Origin of the sequence: Bradyrhizobium hipponense, from assembly GCF_008123965.1 — a bacterium.
Classification (GTDB): domain Bacteria; phylum Pseudomonadota; class Alphaproteobacteria; order Rhizobiales; family Xanthobacteraceae; genus Bradyrhizobium; species Bradyrhizobium hipponense.
The window spans coordinates 1-19,057 of the sequence record NZ_VSTH01000065.1 but is presented as its reverse complement, the minus strand read 5'-3'; the positions used below and the strand labels follow the sequence as shown (position 1 = coordinate 19,057).

Sequence of the window (19,057 nt, the reverse complement as noted above, 5' to 3'; positions counted from 1 at the left end):
TGCCCTGATCAATCATTCCCCTTGACAACCACATCCCCATACAAGCCCGGATGGAGCGGAGCGTAATCCGGGGTCGCCGATCCCGCATTCCGCTACGCTTCATGCGGGCTACGTGCGGCGTTTGGAATGAATGATCATGGACGAACAGAGAGAGCAACAGAACCGGCGCCCCCACTCGCCCTTCAATGCCATCCGCGCGATCGATTATACCGTTATTTTCGTTCGCGACATGGCCGCGATGCGCCGCTTCTACGAGGATGTGCTCGCCTTTCCGTTGCTGCGAGAGCTGTCGCCGAACTGGATCGAGTACGGTCTGGGCAGCAACACGCTGGCTTTGGCGAAGCCGGGCCGCACTGCAACTGATGCGCCGATCCCGCACGGCAGCGCCGCGCTTCAACTGGCCTTCAAGGTGTCCGCGGCCGAGGTCGACCAATACGCCGATGAGCTGGTGCGCCAGGGTGTGGCGCTGCTGTCGCCGCCGACGAACCAGTCCTTTGGCCACCGCACGTTGTTCTTCCGCGATCCCGACGACAATCTTTTGGAAGTGTATGCGGAGATCTGAAACGCGCAGAGGCGGGATGCCCAAAAAGGTTCCAGCAAAAATTCGCGAGTTATCCGCGTTCAGGTGAAACTTCGGTCCAAGTTCCGGCTTTCACTCAGCGGGAGAGCAGCCGTGAAGCGAATCCTGAGACCCGTCACTTATATCCTGGCCGCCATCTACTTTCTGGTGGATGCGCTCTTTATGGCCGCGGCCGCGCCGATATCGCGCTGGGTTGCGCGGCATTTGGAGCTCAGGAGATTGCGGGCCTGGATCAGATCGCTGCCGCCTTATCCCTCGCTCGCACTATTTTCCATCCCCGTGATCATCCTGGAACCGATCAAGCCGGTGGCGGCCTATCTCGCCGCAACGGGCCAGGTTGTGGGCGGCGGCGTGACCTTCATCGTCGGCGAGCTCATCAAGCTCGTGCTGGTCGAACGCCTGTTCAATCTCACGCGCTATAAGCTGATGAGGATTCCGGCTTTCGCTTGGGCCTATACGAAGTTCACGGAGGCCAAGGCATGGCTGCAAGCGACCGAGGCCTGGCGTGTCATCCAGGCTTTGAGCCGCGCGGCACGCGATCTTGTCACGCAGGCAAGGGCAAGGCTCGCCGGCGGCTTCAGCAAATTGGCGGCCTTTCGCGATTAGCGCTCCGAGGGAGCAATCTGTCCTCAGGCAAGCTTGCGCGGTGCAGCCGTCGCCTTGTCGCCGGTGTTCGGCGTGCCGGTCGGCTCGATCAGCAGCAGGTGAACCTCTTCCCGTGTCACAGGGCGATGCTCGACGCCCTTCGGCACGACGTAGAGTTCACCCGGGCCGAGCGTCACCGTGCGGTCGCGCAATTCGATATCGAGAACGCCTTTCAGGACGAGAAAAAAGTCGTCGGCGTCCTCGTGACTGTGCCAGGTGAACTCTCCCTTCACCTTCACCACCATCACGTCGCAATCGTTGAAGGTCGTGATCGTGCGCGGAGACCAGTGGTCCTGGAACGTCGCGAGCTTGTCGGCCAGCGATATCTTGTCGCCCATTTGTTAGCCCCGTGTTGGTGGATCTCGTGACCGGCGATTTGGGATCGCGCTGACGAGGCGACAAGGAGCCATTTGTGCTGCAAGTGACCACCTCCCGGAGCAGCAAGCAGGGGGTGGGATACGCCCTCGACGCGCGTAAGGTTAAGCGAGGTGACCGCGAAAATCTTCTGCTCTGGCGCAAATTCGCTCTATATGCAGCAAAGCAGCTCAAAAATGCTGGATGTAGTAGGTCGGGCTGCCGTGTGAGCTTGTTCTCGGTATCGGCGAAGCCATGCGTCATAGGCATGGTGGTTTGCCCGCCTTTGGCGTAAAGAGCCTGCAAATCAAATCACCACGCGTGCGGCCGGGCTGACTGCCGCGCACGCAAGCTTCAGGTCTCGCGGCTCGATGTTCCGCGCCTGGACCCAACCAAGGTTTTCATTCGTGTCATTCCCGACCTTAAGTCCGCCGCTCGCCCGTGCTTTGGCCGAGCGCAACTACGATTCACCGACCCCTGTTCAGCTGGCCGTGCTCGCCGACGACGCCGTCGACCGCGACCTCCTGGTTTCGGCCCAGACCGGCTCGGGCAAGACGGTCGCCTACGGGCTGGCCATTGCAAAGGATCTGCTGGGCAGCGCCGAGCGCTTCGAGCGCGCCGCCGCACCGCTGGCCCTGATCGTCGCGCCGACCCGCGAGCTTGCCTTGCAGGTCCATCGCGAACTCGCGTGGCTCTACCAATATGCGGAGGGGCGTGTAGTCTCCTGCGTCGGCGGCATGGATCCGCGCCGCGAGCAGCGCGAGCTGGCCGCGGGTGCCCACATCGTGGTCGGCACGCCCGGCCGGTTGTGCGATCATTTGCGCCGCGGCCGTCTCGACATCTCGGAATTGAAGGTTGTCGTCCTCGACGAGGCCGACGAAATGCTCAACCTCGGTTTTCGCGAGGACATGGAATTCATCCTCGAGACCACGCCGGAGACGCGCCGCACCTTGCTGTTCTCGGCAACCTTTCCGCGCGGCATCGTTGCGCTGGCCAAGCAGTATCAGCAGCAGGCGTTCCGGATCGAGGTCGCGGGCGACGAAGGCGGGCACGCCGATATCGAATACCGCGCCATCCGGGTCGCCCCTGGCGATGTCGAGCATGCGGTCGTCAACGTGTTGCGCTTTTTCGAGGCGCCGAGCGCGCTGGTGTTCTGCAACACGCGCGACGCCGTCAGGCATTTACAGGCGGCGTTGCTGGAGCGCGGTTTCTCCGTGGTCGCGCTCTCCGGCGAATTGACGCAGAACGAGCGCACCCAGGCGCTTCAGGCGTTGCGGGATGGACGTTCCCGCGTCTGCGTGGCGACCGACGTGGCCGCGCGCGGCATCGACCTGCCGAGCCTCGACCTCGTCATCCACGCCGACCTGCCAAACGACGCGGAAGTGATGCAGCATCGCTCGGGCCGCACCGGACGTGCGGGACGAAAGGGCGTCAGCGTCCTGCTGGTGCCGCCGATACGGCGGCGGCGTGCCGAGGTGCTGCTGAATCTGTCCGGCATCGACGCGGTCTGGGGCACGGCGCCTCAAGCGGATGAAATCCGCAAGCTCGATCACGAGCGCATGCTGAAGGATGCGCTGTTTGGCGAGGAAACCACCGCCGACGATCTGGTCATGGCGCAGGCATTGCTGGCCGAGCGGTCAGCCGAGGATATCGCCGCGGCACTTGCGCGGCTTTATCGCGCGCGGCTTCCATCGCCTGAGGACATTCTCGATCCCGGCGAGGCGCGCGGTCGGCCGCGTGATGATCGTGGCCGCAGCGACGTCCGTACGCCGCGCGACGATGCGCGCAGTTCGCGTGGCGATGAACGCCCTGCCGGGCCGCGATCCAAGCCGGGTAAATCCTCGCCGCGTCACGGCATGGGGGAGGCCAGCGTCTGGTTTCGGGCCAACATCGGACGCAAAAAGAATGCGGAAGCGCGCTGGCTGTTGCCGATGATCTGCCGTCGCGGCGGGATCGACAAGGGCGACATCGGCGCCATCAAGATCATGGACACCACCACCGAGTTCGAAATTTCCGCGCGGGTCGCGGACTCCTTCGCAGTCAAGATCAAGCGTCCGGACAAGGAAGACAATATCCGCCTCGAGCCGATGGCAGATGCGCCGAAGGGCCAGGCGCCGTCGGAGAAGCGGTCGCACGCGCCGCGGCGCGAAGCCGGCGAGGGCGGTGAGAGTGCCCGTCGAAGCGATTATTCGCGGGCCGCGGCAGGACCGAAGCAACACGGCAAGCCTCATGGCGAAGGCGGCTCGAAATTTGGCGACGGGCCGGCGTTCGGAAAGAAAAAGAAACACCGCGACAAACCCGGCCAGGCGACCGAGTGGCCGGTGAAGGGCGCAGCCGGCAAGAAGGCAAAGAAGAAGCATCGCGGCTGATTGACCGCCGCAGGGAGGTCATGTGTCGGCGGCGGGCGGATCCGTGAGACCGCGGAGCATGTAGGTCGCGGCCGCGCTATGTTGCATCGGCCCTGATTGCTGGGCCGGGCCCCACGCTTGCCTGCGATGCCCCGCCGGTGCTTCTGTCCGGCTATCTCGGATATTCGAGCTGCATCGCGACAAAGTCCGCCGTGTGTTGGCCGTAGCGCGCCTCAATCGCTTGCAGCGTCGCGTCCAGGGCTTTCGCTGGAGGCAATTCGACCGCCGGCGGTGGTTTCTCGCGTGCCGGCCAGTCGACTGCAACCTTGTCCGGCATGATGAGCAAGCCGTTGCGGCTTGGCCGGGCGTCCGCCGTCGCGGCAAAGGTGAGGGCGCGGGACCGGTAGGTCCGTGACCACGCATCGGCCACCAGCGCAAGCGACACCTCATCGATCCCTGATGTGAGCTCGATTCCGACTTCGTCGCGCCTCCAGAATGCGAGCGTGTTGCCGATCGCCGTCAGCGCGAACGGGCGCGTGAATTGGAACGCATCGCTGCGATGGCGCGCGTCCCACTCCACAAGGCCGACGTCGCGGGCGACCGCGGCGGCCTTGTTGCGGTCGGCAATGGCCTCGATCAAAGTGAGCGCCATCGGCATCGATGCGGTGATACCGGTCGTCGTCGCCACGCCGCGGTCGACCACCAGCCTGCGGTCTGCCACGTAGCGGATATCCGAATGCTTGCGGAGATCGCGCACGGAATACCAATGGGTCGTGGCCTGCCTGCCGTCGAGCAGCCCCGTGTTGGCGACAACCATGGCGCCGACGCAGACGCCGACAATGATGGCGCCTCTCGCGGCCTGGGTCCTGATCCACTGCAAGGCGACGGGATCGTCGTCGCGGCTCATCGCGGGGACAATGACGTAGTCGGCGCCGTCAGGATGCTCGGCGTCGAATGCGGCGGTCGTCGCGTGAGGCTCTACTTTCAGTGCGGGAAAGAGCGTGACGGGACCCGGCTGTGTCGCCAAAGTCACGACGTCGGCGATATCGGCGCGCGCGAGGATGCCGTACGGCATCAGATAATCGGTGGTCTCGCTCATATTGTTGATGCCGACAATGGCGATCAGCGGACGCTGCCGTTTCGGTGGCTTCAGCGCGGCGAGCGTCGCCTCCGACTCGTCCCTGGCAATGGCGGGCGCGGATCCGCGCGCCGGCGCCGGGGGCAGCAGGTACAGCCAAATGCCTCCGGCCGCGAGAAACAATGCGACGCAGCCAAGGCCGCTCAATGTCAGGATTCGCCAGGTCATGTGAAAGTCGACGTCATGTGCAGTCGGTCGATATCCGTTGTCTCACGAGCGCCGAAACTACGCGTTCGCGGCGATGTCGGGAATGACGCAAATCCGGCAAAAACCGCCATCGCGCGGCCCGCCGGGCGAGGGCTCGAACACGGCCTCGGGGCATGTCGTACGAGTAGGTCCGCCTGCGCGCCTTGTAATCGACGGTTTCGTAGCCACTTCGAGCCGAGTCATTGCCGAAAGGGCATTTTCGATGAAGTTCCGTGTCGGATTCGAAATGCTCTACGATTTCCCGCAGCCGACGCCGATCATCATGGTGCTGGGCACGCATTTCACGCGTGCCTCGGATGTCATCGTGCCGGACTTTCTGACCACCACGCCTGCGGTCGAGATCACACCCTATCGCGACTTGTTCGGCAATTGGTGCAGCCGCATCGTTGCGCCGGTTGGTCGCATCCGCCTTGCCGCCGACGGCGTGGTTCGCGACAGCGGGCTGCCCGACCCGGTGTTTGCCTCGGCCGTTCAACACAGCATCGAAGAGCTGCCGTCCGATACGCTGGGCTATCTGCTCGGCAGCCGCTATTGCGAGACCGACCGGCTTTCGGAGATCGCGTGGCAATTGTTCGATAAGTCGCCGCCTGGCTGGGCGCGGGTGCAGGCGATCTGCGATTTCGTGCACCGCCACATCGTCTTCGGCTACGAGCACGCGCGCGCCACCAAGACGGCGTGGGAGGCGTACCAGGAAGGCAAGGGCGTCTGCCGCGACTATGCGCACCTTGCCATTGCGTTCTGCCGCTGCATGAACATTCCGGCGCGCTATTGCACCGGCTATCTCAGCGACGTCGGCACGCCGCAGCCCTGGGCGGTAGGCGATTTCGCCGGCTGGTTCGAAGCCTACCTCGGCGGCCGCTGGCACACCTTCGATCCGCGCAACAACGTGCCGCGGCAGGGCCGCATCCTGATCGCGCAGGGCCGCGATGCCTGCGATGTCCCGATCACGCAGACGTTTGGCCCGAACGAGCTGGTCAGCTTCAAGGTCTGGACTGACGAGATCGCGTGATGCCCGGTCATCTCCCGCTTGGCGACGGCGAATTTGTGAGCTGACAGCCGCCGGGATCAAGTGCCTGGCGACGGAACGACGGCATTCGCTACCTCAGACCTTCGTAGACCATCAGCCCGCGGGCGATCTGCAATTTGCGGATGGTGCGCGGCAGCAGTTTCTCCGGCTGATGCAGATAGCGCCAGGAGGTGAGGGTGAAGCTACCAAGCGCGCCGCATTCGTCGTCAAAGGGCGCGAGCACGCCGGTGACGCTGACCGGCGTATGCGGACGGGCGTTGAAGGGGAGCAGCAACAGCTCGAGATGCGCCTTGCTGCCGTCCTCGCGCGCGGCGGTTACACCTGCAATGGCGCCGAGCGTCTCGTCGGCGACGATGGTGGCGATCTCCTCGATCTCCCGGCGGCTGGCCTCGGTGAACAGCGCCGCAAAGCTCTGGTCCTTGAGGTCGAGCCCGGCGAGCGCGCAGACGCGCGTGCCGGCGACGCGGAACGGAAAGCCAAGCTTGGGTTCGCAGGACAGCACGAAGATGTCGCCGAGCAGGCCGCGGACCGCAGCCGGATCGATGTCGGCCCTGTCAGGCGCCCGCGCGGTGCCGCGCTTGTCGTTCCAATACGCGAAGAACTCGCGGCTCGACGGATGTTTCATGACTGACCGCTTACCTCGGGTGCAACCTTGCGGGACAAACCTGTCCCGCTTCAGCGCACCGCGATCCCTTCTGTTGTTGTGCAGGAGAGGATTTGCAGCGTCCATGCCGCGGAGGCGTTTTCGCAGCTCCAGGCCGAGCCTTTGCGTCGTTAACGTTAAATTAACTATGCACTTTGCGCTCTGCCTGCCCCTGTTATGGTGACCGCGATCGCAAGCCTTGCCGCTTTCATCCAGGTTCTCGGCAAGGCTTGTGCACGGGCGTCAAACAGTTTGGTCACCGGCCGCGGGGAGGGGTGGGGATACCCCTTATTCCTCTGCTGCCGGAAAGGCCGACACGGACAGGGAGGGCTTTCCCAGGCCCTCCCTTTTCCTTTTGTCTTTTCCTTTGTGCACTTGCACCGGGTGGGTAAAGGCGACTATCTCCAAGCTTGCCGCACCGATCGCGCCTGAAAGCGAAGCCCGTTGGATTCCCCGCCAAATTCCCCGCCGGATGGACCGGCCGTCATCGAGGAAGCTCCGCGCGAGCCGATCCTAACGCTGCCGGCGGCGCTGACCGCCTATATCATCCTCCTGGCGGCGATCCATCTGCGGGTGCTGTTGCCGCCGGACATCGAGAACTGGATCATCGACGTCTTCGGCTTCATCCCGAAGCGGTACGATTCCTCGCTGCTCAATCTTGATATCCCCGGCGGGACCGGCGCCAAGGTCTGGACCTTCGTCACCTATTCGCTGCTGCACGCCAATCTCACCCATCTCGGTTTCAACGTGCTGTGGCTGTTGCCGTTCGGCAGCGCGCTGGCACGGCGCTTCGGCACTGTCAGGTTCTTCCTCTTTCTCGCGGTGACTGCCGCGGCCGGCGCGCTCGCCCATCTGCTCACCCATGAGCACGCTGTGGCGCCGATGATCGGCGCCTCGGCCTCGGTGTCGGGCGCGATGGCGGCGGCGATCCGCTTCGCCTTCGTGCGCGGCAGCTTCCTGTCATTCAGTCGTGCGGACGCCGATACCGCCGCGAAGGTTCCGGCGCTGCCACTGTCGCGTGCGCTGCGCGAGGGCCGGGTGGTCGCGTTCCTCGCGGTGTGGTTCGGCGTCAACATCATCTTCGGCATCGGCGCCCTCGGCATCGAGACCGAAGGGGCGAGCGTAGCCTGGCAGGCGCATATCGGCGGCTTCTTCGCCGGGCTGATGCTGTTCGCGCTGTTCGATCCCGTGCCGCGCTTGCGAGGTGATGCTGCGGATGCGTCATCACGGGACATTTCAACCCGTATCTGAAGCGGTGCTTGCGGCGCGGCCCGATTTCATCCATCATTCCTGTGAAGAATGTTTGAGGCGACAAGCCGCTAGCGGCGATGCTTCGACAAGCGCCTGAAGCGCGAAACCGGTGCCATAACTGTTACTCGAAGAACAAGTCCGGACCGCGAACAGCGGACGGTCCGATTCAGGGAGGCGACAATGACGGTACGTTCGATTCTCGACACCAAGGGCCACCAGATCGTGAGCGTCGAGCCCGGCACCAAGCTGGCTGCCGCGATCCAACTGCTCGGCGAGAAGAAGATCGGCGCGGTGCTGGTGATGAACGAGAGCCGGCTGGAAGGCATCCTGTCGGAGCGCGACATCGTGCGCGTGATCGGTGAGCGCGGCGCCGGCGCGCTGGAGGAGCCCGTCAGCCAGGTCATGACCCGCAAAGTCGTGACCTGCAAGGAGACTGACACGGTCGCCGAACTCATGGAGATGATGACGACAGGCAAGTTCCGCCATCTGCCGGTGACCGACAATGGCAACGTGGTCGGCCTCATCTCGATCGGCGACATCGTCAAGCGCCGCGTCCAAGAATACGAGGCCGAGCAGGAAGCCCTGCGCGACTACATCAAGACGGCCTGATCCTCACTCGGTCGCTTTCGGCGCAGCACCCTCGGGCGGCGGCGCCAGCACGTGGATCGCTTCCTGGATCGAGTCCAGCGCGCGCTCGGCGGCGCGGGTGCCCAGCGCGATGAGGTCATCGGCGCGATGGAAGTCGAACCAGCCGAACTGGCCGACCCGCGGCGTGATCAGCATGTCCGGCGGATCGCCGGCGAGCCGCGCGCGGGTGATGCGGTCCTGCATGATGTTAAAGGCGTCCACCATCACCGAGGAGAGGCCGGGACGGCTGCCGCCGAAGAACTCGCGCTTCACGGTCTTCTCCGCCGAGAAGAATCTCGGAAAGCGGCGTTTGGCCGTCGTCTCTTCGGCCACAGCAACGGCTGGCTCAGGCGCCGCGCCGTGCGAATAGACCGTCGTGGAATAGGTGAAGATGTCGCTGGAAAGGTTTGCGGCGATGACGATTTCGGCGCCGAGCGCGCGTGCGGCCGAAACCGGCACCGGATTCACCAGCGCGCCGTCCACCAGCCAGCGGTCGCCGATCAGGACAGGGGAAAAGATGCCGGGCAGGGCATAGGAGGCGCGCATGGCGTCGACCACGCGGCCGCGCGTCAGCCAGATCTCGTGGCCGGTACGGACCTCGGTCGCCACCGCGGCGAATTTCACCGGGAGATCCTCGATCAGGGTCTGGCCGATCGACTCCTGAAGCCGCGTCGCGAGCTTCTCGCCGCCGATCAGGCCGGAGCCGTTGAGGCGGATGTCGAGATAGCCGAGGATATTGCGCACACCTTGCAGGCTGCGACCCCAGTCTTCCAGCGTATCGAGCTGGCCGGCCGCATAGGCACCGCCGACCACGGCGCCGATCGAGGTGCCGACCACCACATCGGGCGCGATGCCGTTGGCAAGCAGGGTCCTCACGATCCCGATATGGGCAAAGCCGCGCGCCGCACCGCCGCCGAGCGCAAGGCCAATGACCGGCCGGCGGATGCTGCCGAGGCCGACTTTCTCGCCATTGGACCCGTTTGCGCGCCGGCCCTTCAATATGTCTAGCACCGAAAATCTCCTACGCCGGGCCAGCCCCGATCATCAGGCAACCGGACTTGCACTCCGCTAGAACCAGGGCGAAGCATGGTTTATGCCGCTTTGGAAAGGGCACGGGGCAGGAGTATGACGATGGGCGGTTGCCTGAATACTAATCACGCAGGCGTCGATCAAGTTCCAAATGTCCTTATTTCCTGGGACTGCTGAGGCTTGAATTTGCCGCGTTTTCAGTGAAAAGCAGCTGACATGACTCTCGGGGGTGACGGCATCATCGCATGGCGGCGCGGCGCATTGCTGCTGCCTGCGCTGATCTTTGCTGCGTGCCTGCTTACCCTTGGCCAGTTTACCTTCGGTCAAGGCACTGCACAGGCGCAGCTTTTCTCCGATCGCCCGCCGCCGGTGCCGCCGGCTTCGGTGCCTGACCCAGGTGGCGCCGTCAGCCTGGCGCCGCCCTCCGGGCCGGGCGCTGCGCCCCCGAGCCTGCCGCCGGCCCTGATGCAGCCGGCTTCGCCCGCCATTCCGCCCGCGGTGACCACCGTGCCGCCGGCCGCGCCGCTCAATGCGGCGGTGCCAGGACAGGCCGTGCTGTCGTTGAATGCGAAATACGGCAAGGATTCCCCCCCGATCACCAGCGGCCTGGTCTGGCGGGTGTTTGCCGATCGCCCCGACGAGAACGGCACCTTCAAGCTGATCCGCGAAGACCGCAACGCCACGCCCAACATCGTGCTGCCGCCCGGCAATTACGTCGTGCACGTCGCCTTCGGCCTCGTCAGCGCGGTGCGCACCGTCAGCTTGAAGGCCGAGACCGACCGCGAGTCGTTCGTGCTGCCGGCCGGCGGATTGCGTATCGAGGGCCGCGTCGGCACCAGCCGCATTCCGCTGAACCAGATATCGTTCGCGATCTACAAGGGCAGCCAGTTCGAGTCCGGCGAGCGTGCCTCGCTGGTCCCGAACGTCGCCGCCGGCGACGTCGTGCTGCTGCCGGAGGGCACTTACTACATCATCTCCAACTATGGCGACGCCAACTCGGTGGTGCGTTCCGACATCCGCGTGCAGGCCGGCAAGCTCACCGACGTCACCATCACCCACCGCGCCGCCGTCATCACGCTCAAGCTCGTCAGCGACAAGGGCGGCGAGGCGCTCGCCAATACCGCCTGGTCGGTGCTGACGCCTGGCGGGGACGTCATCAAGGAATCGATCGGCGCCTTCCCGCGCGTGGTGCTCTCCGAGGGCGAATACCGCGCCATCGCCAAGAACGAAGGCAAGGTCTACGAGCGCGGCTTCAACGTCGTCAACGGCGTCGACGGCGAAGTCGAAGTCGTCGCGCGGTAGCTAGCTCGGACAATGCTGCGACTTCGGGTGAGGGGATTCTCCGCGAGTCCAACTCTCGCCGACCGCGCTGAACTTCCCGCATCGTCGTGACCGGGCCTATCCCGGCCATCCACGCCTTGCGCCGTGGCACGAAGACCGTGGATACCCGGGACAAGCCGGGGCATGACGATCAGGCGTCCACGGCGCGGCCGCGCTTTCCACAACATCGTACCGCACTTCTCATCGAGCGCACGGAGAGCCAGCCTGACAGGATTCGATCGGATGTCCGTGAGTGTTCGCTTACCGGGGCCTGTCGTGCGTTCGGATTTGAATAGATGTGAGCGCTACCAAGCTCGGCAAGAGGTCTGGAGAGACGCCGCCGGCAGCGGCTTATTTCCGAAGCGTCGCGACCTCGTCATAACCGGTGCAAGATACGCATTTCCTATAATCTATTATGTTCTCTTTCGACGCCGCTGCGTTATATGTCGGGCATCCGTTATTGGGGCCCGGAGCAGGCGTGTATGTTTGCTATACCGGCATGGAGCAGGGGACCCGGCACGTCGGCATGTTCGAAGTGATCCTTACCAGGCGCAAGCGGTTTGGTTGGCGGTGGCAGGTGTGCGACCAATCCGGCAAGATATTTGCGGGTGGGTTCGAGCGTACCCGGCCGTCAGCCAAATATCATGGCGAGCGCGCATTGTTCTTTCTGCTATCGCAGGCCTACCTGCGCAACCGCTCCGCGGCCTCCAGCGAGGACTAGCGGGGCGCGTCTTTGCATGCACCGCGATGAGCCCGCGATCGATGTCTATCCGCTGGAGGCGATCGCCCGCCGCCGCGCCGCGATCTCAGATGTCGACGACGAGCTTGCCCCTGGCGGTGTGATCCCTGATCAACGCATAAGCATCTCCAACGCTCTCCAGCGTGAAATGACTGACATCGAGCAGCGGCACGAGCTCGCCGGCTTCGGCAAGACGCGTGGCTTCAGCCATGATCTCTCCGTGACGTGCGCGGCCTTCGCCTGACAGCAGCGGCAGTAGCGTGAACACGCCGGAATAGGTGGCGGCGCGAAACGACAGCGGCGCAAGCGCATGCGTGCCCCACCCGAGCGCGCTCACCACATGGCCGAAGCGGCGCACGGCTTCGAACGAGGCATCGAGCACCTTGCCGCCGACGGTGTCGTAGACGATGTCAAAACCCCGGCCGCCCGTGTGCTCTGCAACGTAAGTCGCGATGGCGGTGTTGCGGTCGATGAAGGTCGCGCCGAAACCTTCGATGATTACGCGCTGCGATGCCGAGCCGGTTGCGAACACCTGCGCTCCGAATGCGCGCGCGATCTGGATGGCGACATGGCCAACGCCGCCCGCGCCGCCATGGATCAACACCCTTTGGCCGGCCTCGAGCGCGGCGCGGTCGATCATACCTTCCCACGCCGTAATGAAAATGAGGGGCAGGGCGGCCGCCTCGCGCATGCTGAGGTTGGCAGGCTTCAATGCCAAAAGGTCGGTGTCGACGGCGGCGAATTCGGCCAGCGATCCCTGCACGCCGCCGACGCCACCGGTCATGCCATAGACTTCGTCGCCGAGCTTGAACCGCGTCACCTCGCGCCCGGTCTGTTCGACCACGCCGGCGAGATCCAACCCGAGGATTGCCGGCAGCGGATGGCGTGCATGCGCAGCCGCGCCAGCGTGGATCTTGGTGTCGAGCGGATTGACCCCGCTCGCGCGCACGCGCACCAGCACCTCGCGTGGGCCGATCTCGGGCGTGGAGATGGTTGAGACGCGCAGCGGTGCGTTGTGAGTTTCCAGGATCGCTGCGCACATGGTCGACTGTCTCGTCATGATCGTCTTGCTCCGTTGTCCACTCCAATATGCCCCTAACTTTTTTGCATGAGAAGAGGCGGAGATGTATGATGATCATACAATTTTGTATGATTGGATTTCCGATGGACTGGAGCGATCTGCGCATCTTCCTGGCGATCGCGCGTGAAGGCACGCTCGGCGCTGCTGCGCGAAAAATTGGTCAGAGCCAGCCGACCATGGGCCGGCGGCTTCGCACGCTCGAAACCGCGCTCGGACAGGCGCTGTTCCAGCGCACCGCGGACGGTTTCGTTCTGACTGACGAGGGCACCGCCGTGCTGCGGCATGCGGAGCGGATCGAGGAAGAGGCGATTGCGCTGGAGCGGCACGTGTCCGGCGTCGAGATGCACCTCGACGGTCTGCTCCGCCTGTCGTCGTCGGACTGGTTCGGGACGGTGATGCTGTCGCCGGTGATCGCTGCGTTCGGCAAGCGCCATCCCAGGGTGACCGTCGAACTGTTGACCGATGCGCGGCTCTACAGCCTGCCGCGCCGCGAGGCCGATCTTGTGTTTCGCATCAAGCCGTTCGACGAGCCCGAGGTGATCTCCAGAAAGCTGCTGCATGTCCCCTACGCGCTCTATGGCAAGAAAGGCAGCAAGTCGCCGCGCGCCGGCGATGGCCGTGGCGTCCGTGTCGTGACCATGAATGCCGAATTCGCCGAGATGCCCGATGCCCTCTGGCTGAAGCGCACGCTGCCGAACGCAGAGATTGCCTCACGCAGCAACAACCGGCAGGCGCAGGCTGAGTTCTGCGCCTGCGGTGCCGGATTGGCCGTCTTGCCGCGCCCGCTCGGCGACCGCGACCGCCGCCTGGTCGCGCTCGACATCGGCGCGGCGCCGCCCGGCCGCGATACCTTCGTCGGCTATCACCGCGATCTGCGGCGCCTCGCTCGTCTCCGCGCGCTGCTTGATCTCGTGATCGAGCGGCTGGCGGGATGAGCCCATCTACAATTCCGGCACTTCCCGTCGGGCAAAACACCCCAATTGCTGGTCAATACACTCTCGCAAAAATATTCCACTTTACCGAAATTCGGAAATATCTTATCTGTCGCCTCACCCCGGCCCAAGGAAGAGGGGCGTATCGCGATCGTCACGAACGCGGGCCGGACGGCGGTGGACGCAGGCCACATCGGCGCGAAGGCGGTCGCAGGGCGGGAAACCGTGAGCGAAGGCGTCGCGCACACGACCGGTGCGGCTCGCGTACGGCAAAATCGTGTGGTCCTGACGCCCGGGTCTGTGCGTCAAGTCTTGCGGTGATGTGGCGGCCCGACCGGGCCCGCGCATCAGTCATCTGCATGGCGACGGGGGCAATAGTGCATCGCTCCCCGGGGAGAGCGCGACATAAGCCGTAAAACCACTGCGCAGGGGTTCACATATGGCAAAAAGACAAGTGCTATCAATTAGATGAATCCGATGTGTCCTTCGTCGTGTCCTGATCCGCTGTTCTTGAAAATTTCTCTGTGTAAGCCCTTAAGCCTCTCCACGCCTCCCGAACCACCGCCCGCGTGCACCACTCTGCCCATCTAGGAACCAGCGCTGGCCGCCCAACTTAGTCCCCGGGCCGGGCTGGTGGGCTTAGACATGGGTGGACGGTATGCTCGGCTTGTTAATCCTGATCGCGGTGTTGGGGCTGGGTTTCGCCATTGGTTATGGAACCCGAGGAGTTGTCTCGCGCAAACGACGCGCCGAGCTTCTGGCGTATGCGCCCTATCTTCCGCCCCCGAATGTTCAACGCACTGAGAGCAACGCAGACGGTGCCGCGCGCCAGCCAGCAGCATCGGTCAAGACCACCGTCGCCATGCTCGCCGACCGCTTGATGTTCGTGATCGCCTTGGACTTTGTTGTGGTGCTGCTGGTGATCCTCTTGTTGCCGAGGCCATCATGACCAGCGGCCTAATAATGCTCGCGAGGATGAACCGCTCTTCGACAGCCGCAGCAGTTGCATCCTCTTCAAAAAAATGGCTCCCGATGATCGGGAGCCATTTTCGATTAGTCGTCCCAGTCATGGTAATGGTGACGCCTAATCACTACCGTGCGGTCGCTATCGCGATCATACCATCCATGGTGCCAGTTTCGATCATGTCCATAGAAGTGAGCACGCGGGCCGTAGTAGTGGTCGGAATAATCCGGGCCACCTCCGATCCGGAAACCGAATTCCTCAGCGCTTGCGATGGTGGGCGCCGCCACCGCGATGGTCGCTAACGCGGCGAGAACGTAAGAAAGCTTCTTCATCTATCTCTCCATTCGTTAGTTTCCCCGTGGCAGAAAAACGAATGGTGCATGGCGACGTTCCGGTTCTCTTTGGAAACTTTCCTGAACAGATATTCATTGTCATCTGAAAGCGTACCTTTGTCTGCCTCCTGAATGTGATCAGTCCTGCTCACCTTCCGTCCATCGGTCGCGACGACTACACCGGCGGCCATGAGGGGCAATGAGCTTAATTCCAGCATGCCAACTGCGAACTCCGCAGTGAGCCGGTGGCGATGGAGCTTCCCCTCCTTGACGATAAGACCAGCGATAATGACTGCCAGCACCAGCAGCAGGGGCAGCAGTTCTTTTCGATAAAACATGCGGATCAACGCGAACGCTTTCCGTGCAGTTCCCCAGACTCAGCAGCTGATTCCGACCACCGCTTCCATGGAACTGATCTGGACCAATCCGCGATATCCAAAGGCAGCACCGTAGTCTTCCGGCCCCGCACTACCCAGCATTGTGCCATCGTGTGTGCTCCCGATTCGCAGGAAGCAAAATCAATGACTGGTGACACCGAAGATTTCAGCTGGCGAGACACCGATTCCGTGGTCGTCCGCCAGCAGGACGCCATTGCCGTCTACAGCAACCCGGATGGCGCGACCTTGTGATCAGACGCCGCCGAGCATGGGATGAAAGATGATGACGTCTGGATCGTGGTGGCGCAGTCGCAAATTCGGACCGTCATCGACGCTATGGAGAAAGTCTTGAAGGACCTTCAGACCAGATAGCGCCTAAAGAAGCTCAGCAGCCGCAAAATGTCCGATTTCACGCCTAAGCCGGGCATACCTGTTGGCCAAAGATTTTCGCACGTCTACGGACAGAGAGGAGAGCCGAAACAAGACAGTTGCGACAATGCGCAGGCGCCTCGCCTCAGTGATCGAAGGTACCGAAGCATTGTTTGCAGCGGAACACACCTTCGTGCTCGCGTTGTTTATTGGAGGCGTAGCGATAGAAGTCCCGATAGGTTCACCGCCCTACCAGCGTTGTCGGTCTGGTCGACCCCGCCCCACAATGTTGTAAAAGGAAAAGCCCGCATTGCTGCGGGCTTTTCCTGTTTACCAGCCGCGGTATCCGCCGCCGCCAAAGCCAAAGCTTACGCTCGGCCCGCCATAACCATAACCACCGCCATAGTACGGTCCACCATAGCCGCCGCCATAGTACCGCGGCGCGTAACCGTAGCTTCTATAGTACGGGCGGTAATGACGATAGCCGTAATGGCGGTAATGACGATAGCCGTAATGGCGGTAATGACCATAGCCGTAGTGGCGGTAGTGCCGGCTGCGCGAGCTGAAGTCAGTAGACAGCGGCGTTACATCGGGTACGGCTTTTGCCCTCACCGTGTTGTCCGCCGCGTTTGCAGCGGAACCGCCGAATAGCGCGGCTGCGCTGACTGCCACTGCGACAAATAACCTTTTCATACGAGCACTCCCATTAGCGCGTGCACTGCTAATCGCCCCGGATGTGTTACGTTCCGAAGTGCGACATCAAATCCCCTATAGCTGAACAACGGTTCGTACTGGGCTTCCCCTGGGAGTAAAGTGCCGCGTCCGATTACCAGGGTCAGGCCCTAACCCCGCGTTCAGCGCCCACATCACGCCAATCCGCGCGAACATCGCAGCCCCGACAGCGTTGCTATTGCGGCTGGCCGTTCCCCAACCCGGTTGTTGCCCTCGGGATCGGCTGGCCGAGGGCCGCTCTGGGCCGGTGCCTGCAAGTACCCCTTGAGTGAAGGCGCTGGTCGGGCGGCCCACCATTGGCACTGCGAAACGAACGGCCCTCAGCCCCGCATATGTCGCCTGTCGGACAGACAGCCCGCGTTTCTCCATCTGACTGGACCTGTGTGCTTGGGTCCTGCAACATGAGTACACCCGCAGAGACAAACCCACCCGGCGATGAAGAGAAGCCGCCCACGGCGGCTCACCAGCCATCGTGCATCCAAGAAGTTCTCAACATCATCAAAGACTACACCGACGATCAGCGCGCGATTATGGAGGTGCTGCGCAAGACGCTATTGCACTGTGGTGGGTCAATGTCTCGCGGCGCAGAATAGTGATCGGCCGTTTTCTCTTCTGCTTGTGTGAGGATGTCCAAATGAATCGTGATCGAGCGGTGCATAATGTTGTTGTCCTTCGCCAACATCTCGAAATGCTCGCGTCTCAGCTTTTCGAACTGGAAAGTCTTCGAGCCCGAGTCCTTGAGGCGCAGCGGAAAGTGGAGCGCCAACCAGCTTCGCGCGCATCGGCGTCACGCGAGCGCGGCACACCGGGAGGCCCGAGCTAGGCCGCGGGTATGAGCATGGCACCGAGGCGATGACGAAAGCCTATGCCGAGATGAACCATGCCAACCGGCTGGAGCGATACGGGCGGTGACGCGCATAGAGCGGCCCGATGCCGGCGGCATGCCACCGCCACCGCGCACAGGGACCGCCCGTCACCAACATCCGCAAAACATCATCGCCGCACTGGAGCGGATGGCTGAAGCCTGAGAACCGTTCACGGCATCGCTGCGCTGAAGTAACTGCCTAGCACGCCCAATTTGGCGATGGTCCGGGCTTGCATCATTTCGTTCCAAATTCGGAACGCGGTGAAGCAAAAGTCGCGGGCGTTGCAGATTTACAACCCGCACAGCCGTTCGAGATACTAAGGTCATCCATTGGAGACAACCGAAACATATTTCATTCTTAGTTCAATATGATCATCGGGGGGAAGGTGTTTGATGTCTATCGCAATGACAAGCGCGACTTGCTCGTTCTGAGTACAGGCTCTGCCGTGCCCGTGCTTTACTCTGCACATAAGTGGCGCAAGAGCAGAAAAAGAGTTCTCAAGGTTAGCGACGAGATCAAGTCAGCCGTTCAGACACAAGGCTATTACGTCCGCAGCCTGCGGGCCACTAAGACGCGGATGATCAAGACGCGGATGATCGAGATCCAGTAGGTCGCAGGCCGCCGCCCCTGACGCGCTGGGGAATGCTTGTCAGGGACCGGTGCTTACGTGAACGCGAGCGGCTCGGGCGGTTTTGAAAGCGCGAAGAGTACGTTCAAGGGTGCGGGTCTCTACGACGGAAGGATTTATCGTCAAAACGCCTTGAGCGTGTTCCGCTAAACGTTGGCGCTCGCGAGCCAAAACCTCGGTTCGCGGGCGCCTTGGCTTTATTCATTCAATCACGCGCGCATCCGAGACCATCATCACGGTTTCTCTCGACTGCGGCACACTCTCTAATCGATGTGCTCCACGGCCATGGCCGCGCGAGCACCAGCGTGATCACCAGGAAAACGCAACCCCGATCCGTCGCTCCGAGCGCCACACCGCTCGACAGGAAAGCTGGGACTGCGCACTCGGAATGACCAGCGTGAACTCGTGCGGAATGCCAGATGCGCTTGGCACGTCCAGCTGGGCGCCCACATCGGAGAAGTTTCGGACGACGCAGCTGAAGGCGCCTCCGGGAAACTCGATGATTGCCGACTTAAATACACGTTGACGGGGCGCGTTTCGCTTTTCCATGGGGACGGGTTTAAGCCAGCTTTTCTTACAGATCGATAAAGCTGTCGCGGAAAGTCGGGGCACAATTCGCGGGCAAAATAGAGAAATCGTTTACTTGATGCTGGCCCGGCGAGCCCACTCCAATGACCGGATGTCTTCGCGCAACCCACTCGGTTCACTGACGCCGCCTCGTCACGGAGCAAGTCACCAGGTGCCAAAGTATACTCAAGTATACAGTTGTTCCGATCCCATTTGTGAAGGCGCGACTCAGCGTACTGTGGGTCAAGATGGTGGGACGGCATTGACAGGTTAGGGGCGGCCCTATAGCGCGACAATCTGG

Annotated in this window: 21 protein-coding genes and 1 pseudogene; 12 read left to right on the top strand and 10 right to left on the bottom strand. The window is 62.8% G+C overall.

The genetic code is table 11. From position 1 onward, the window contains the following. Positions 1–130 precede the first annotated feature (130 nt). Positions 131–562 carry a VOC family protein gene (locus tag FXV83_RS21055; protein ID WP_235939960.1) on the top strand — a complete coding sequence of 144 codons (432 nt, stop codon included), beginning with the start codon at positions 131–133 and terminating at the stop codon, positions 560–562. Positions 563–673: 111 nt separating this feature from the next. Further along, positions 674–1,186 (top strand): hypothetical protein, encoded by a 513-nt coding sequence (locus FXV83_RS21050; RefSeq protein ID WP_148741315.1) that lies wholly within the window; start codon positions 674–676, stop codon positions 1,184–1,186. Positions 1,187–1,209: 23 nt separating this feature from the next. On the opposite strand, the gene FXV83_RS21045 is transcribed toward FXV83_RS21050, so the two are convergent. Next, on the bottom strand, positions 1,210–1,563 hold the full coding sequence (locus FXV83_RS21045; protein WP_148741314.1) for a cupin domain-containing protein: 354 nt from the start codon (positions 1,561–1,563) through the stop codon (positions 1,210–1,212). A 423-nt stretch (positions 1,564–1,986) separates the two neighbouring features. On the opposite strand from FXV83_RS21045, the gene FXV83_RS21040 reads away from it, so the two are divergent. Beyond that, positions 1,987–3,948, top strand: coding sequence for a DEAD/DEAH box helicase (locus FXV83_RS21040; protein WP_148741313.1), 1,962 nt, complete (start codon positions 1,987–1,989; stop codon positions 3,946–3,948). 151 nt (positions 3,949–4,099) lie between these two features. On the opposite strand, the gene FXV83_RS21035 is transcribed toward FXV83_RS21040, so the two are convergent. Next, complete coding sequence (locus tag FXV83_RS21035) at positions 4,100–5,233, bottom strand: DJ-1/PfpI family protein (protein WP_148741312.1); 1,134 nt, start codon at positions 5,231–5,233, stop codon at positions 4,100–4,102. Between the two features lie 241 nt (positions 5,234–5,474). Here FXV83_RS21035 and FXV83_RS21030 point away from each other — a divergent pair, with 241 nt between their 5' ends. After that, a complete protein-coding gene (locus FXV83_RS21030) occupies positions 5,475–6,281 on the top strand; it encodes a transglutaminase-like domain-containing protein (protein ID WP_148741311.1) in 807 nt (268 codons plus the stop codon). 88 nt (positions 6,282–6,369) lie between these two features. Here FXV83_RS21030 and FXV83_RS21025 read toward each other — a convergent pair whose 3' ends face one another. Continuing rightward, positions 6,370–6,924, bottom strand: coding sequence for a PAS domain-containing protein (locus tag FXV83_RS21025; RefSeq protein WP_148741310.1), 555 nt, complete (start codon positions 6,922–6,924; stop codon positions 6,370–6,372). A gap of 462 nt (positions 6,925–7,386) precedes the next feature. Between FXV83_RS21025 and FXV83_RS21020 the strand changes: the two genes are divergently transcribed. Continuing rightward, on the top strand, positions 7,387–8,193 hold the full coding sequence (locus FXV83_RS21020; protein ID WP_148741309.1) for a rhomboid family intramembrane serine protease: 807 nt from the start codon (positions 7,387–7,389) through the stop codon (positions 8,191–8,193). Positions 8,194–8,373: 180 nt separating this feature from the next. Further along, positions 8,374–8,802, top strand: coding sequence for a CBS domain-containing protein (locus FXV83_RS21015; RefSeq protein ID WP_148741308.1), 429 nt, complete (start codon positions 8,374–8,376; stop codon positions 8,800–8,802). Between the two features lie 3 nt (positions 8,803–8,805). On the opposite strand, the gene FXV83_RS21010 is transcribed toward FXV83_RS21015, so the two are convergent. Then, a complete protein-coding gene (locus tag FXV83_RS21010) occupies positions 8,806–9,831 on the bottom strand; it encodes a patatin-like phospholipase family protein (protein WP_148741307.1) in 1,026 nt (341 codons plus the stop codon). A gap of 234 nt (positions 9,832–10,065) precedes the next feature. Here FXV83_RS21010 and FXV83_RS21005 point away from each other — a divergent pair, with 234 nt between their 5' ends. Together FXV83_RS21005 and FXV83_RS20995 are read left to right on the top strand one after the other, a co-directional pair. Continuing rightward, entirely contained in the window at positions 10,066–11,151 is a 1,086-nt protein-coding gene (locus FXV83_RS21005; protein WP_148741306.1) for a hypothetical protein, read from the top strand. A gap of 517 nt (positions 11,152–11,668) precedes the next feature. Beyond that, positions 11,669–11,890 (top strand): hypothetical protein, encoded by a 222-nt coding sequence (locus tag FXV83_RS20995; RefSeq protein WP_235939963.1) that lies wholly within the window; start codon positions 11,669–11,671, stop codon positions 11,888–11,890. An 85-nt stretch (positions 11,891–11,975) separates the two neighbouring features. On the opposite strand, the gene FXV83_RS20990 is transcribed toward FXV83_RS20995, so the two are convergent. Further along, a complete protein-coding gene (locus FXV83_RS20990; RefSeq protein WP_148741316.1) occupies positions 11,976–12,950 on the bottom strand; it encodes a zinc-dependent alcohol dehydrogenase family protein in 975 nt (324 codons plus the stop codon). 122 nt (positions 12,951–13,072) lie between these two features. Between FXV83_RS20990 and FXV83_RS20985 the strand changes: the two genes are divergently transcribed. Both FXV83_RS20985 and FXV83_RS20980 read left to right on the top strand, forming a co-directional pair. After that, entirely contained in the window at positions 13,073–13,924 is an 852-nt protein-coding gene (locus FXV83_RS20985; protein ID WP_148741304.1) for a LysR family transcriptional regulator, read from the top strand. Between the two features lie 655 nt (positions 13,925–14,579). Further along, the gene (locus FXV83_RS20980) at positions 14,580–14,870 is read left to right on the top strand and encodes a hypothetical protein (RefSeq protein ID WP_148741303.1); all 291 of its coding nucleotides are present in this window, start codon (positions 14,580–14,582) and stop codon (positions 14,868–14,870) included. Between the two features lie 104 nt (positions 14,871–14,974). Here the strand turns inward: FXV83_RS20980 and FXV83_RS20975 are convergent, their stop codons facing one another. From FXV83_RS20975 to FXV83_RS20960, 4 genes are all read right to left on the bottom strand, one after another. Continuing rightward, positions 14,975–15,217 carry a hypothetical protein gene (locus FXV83_RS20975; RefSeq protein ID WP_148741302.1) on the bottom strand — a complete coding sequence of 81 codons (243 nt, stop codon included), beginning with the start codon at positions 15,215–15,217 and terminating at the stop codon, positions 14,975–14,977. Continuing rightward, positions 15,214–15,564: a hypothetical protein gene (locus tag FXV83_RS20970; RefSeq protein ID WP_148741301.1), complete on the bottom strand. Its 351-nt coding sequence runs from the start codon at positions 15,562–15,564 to the stop codon at positions 15,214–15,216. The genes FXV83_RS20975 and FXV83_RS20970 overlap by 4 nt, the downstream gene beginning before the upstream one ends. Positions 15,565–16,293: 729 nt before the next feature. After that, on the bottom strand, positions 16,294–16,656 hold the full coding sequence (locus FXV83_RS20965; protein WP_148741300.1) for a hypothetical protein: 363 nt from the start codon (positions 16,654–16,656) through the stop codon (positions 16,294–16,296). 556 nt (positions 16,657–17,212) lie between these two features. Continuing rightward, on the bottom strand, positions 17,213–17,461 hold the full coding sequence (locus tag FXV83_RS20960; RefSeq protein WP_148741299.1) for a hypothetical protein: 249 nt from the start codon (positions 17,459–17,461) through the stop codon (positions 17,213–17,215). Between the two features lie 172 nt (positions 17,462–17,633). On the opposite strand from FXV83_RS20960, the pseudogene FXV83_RS44145 reads away from it, so the two are divergent. After that, positions 17,634–17,730, top strand: a pseudogene (locus FXV83_RS44145) (SOS response-associated peptidase); the annotation flags it as partial. Positions 17,731–17,946: 216 nt separating this feature from the next. Further along, positions 17,947–18,171, top strand: coding sequence for a hypothetical protein (locus FXV83_RS20950; protein WP_148741298.1), 225 nt, complete (start codon positions 17,947–17,949; stop codon positions 18,169–18,171). Positions 18,172–18,498: 327 nt separating this feature from the next. On the opposite strand, the gene FXV83_RS20945 is transcribed toward FXV83_RS20950, so the two are convergent. After that, complete coding sequence (locus FXV83_RS20945; protein WP_148741297.1) at positions 18,499–18,738, bottom strand: PilZ domain-containing protein; 240 nt, start codon at positions 18,736–18,738, stop codon at positions 18,499–18,501. Between the last annotated feature and the right edge of the window lie 319 nt (positions 18,739–19,057).

Coding starts and splice junctions, on each gene's coding strand:
- FXV83_RS21055 (WP_235939960.1), top strand. CDS start 131: ATGATCATGGACGAACAGAGAGAGCAACAGAACCGGCGCCCCCACTCG.
- FXV83_RS21045 (WP_148741314.1), bottom strand. CDS start 1,563: ATGGGCGACAAGATATCGCTGGCCGACAAGCTCGCGACGTTCCAGGAC.
- FXV83_RS21035 (WP_148741312.1), bottom strand. CDS start 5,233: ATGACCTGGCGAATCCTGACATTGAGCGGCCTTGGCTGCGTCGCATTG.
- FXV83_RS21030 (WP_148741311.1), top strand. CDS start 5,475: ATGAAGTTCCGTGTCGGATTCGAAATGCTCTACGATTTCCCGCAGCCG.
- FXV83_RS21025 (WP_148741310.1), bottom strand. CDS start 6,924: ATGAAACATCCGTCGAGCCGCGAGTTCTTCGCGTATTGGAACGACAAG.
- FXV83_RS21015 (WP_148741308.1), top strand. CDS start 8,374: ATGACGGTACGTTCGATTCTCGACACCAAGGGCCACCAGATCGTGAGC.
- FXV83_RS21005 (WP_148741306.1), top strand. CDS start 10,066: ATGACTCTCGGGGGTGACGGCATCATCGCATGGCGGCGCGGCGCATTG.
- FXV83_RS20995 (WP_235939963.1), top strand. CDS start 11,669: ATGGAGCAGGGGACCCGGCACGTCGGCATGTTCGAAGTGATCCTTACC.
- FXV83_RS20990 (WP_148741316.1), bottom strand. CDS start 12,950: ATGTGCGCAGCGATCCTGGAAACTCACAACGCACCGCTGCGCGTCTCA.
- FXV83_RS20985 (WP_148741304.1), top strand. CDS start 13,073: ATGGACTGGAGCGATCTGCGCATCTTCCTGGCGATCGCGCGTGAAGGC.
- FXV83_RS20980 (WP_148741303.1), top strand. CDS start 14,580: ATGCTCGGCTTGTTAATCCTGATCGCGGTGTTGGGGCTGGGTTTCGCC.
- FXV83_RS20975 (WP_148741302.1), bottom strand. CDS start 15,217: ATGAAGAAGCTTTCTTACGTTCTCGCCGCGTTAGCGACCATCGCGGTG.
- FXV83_RS20965 (WP_148741300.1), bottom strand. CDS start 16,656: ATGAAAAGGTTATTTGTCGCAGTGGCAGTCAGCGCAGCCGCGCTATTC.
- FXV83_RS20945 (WP_148741297.1), bottom strand. CDS start 18,738: ATGGAAAAGCGAAACGCGCCCCGTCAACGTGTATTTAAGTCGGCAATC.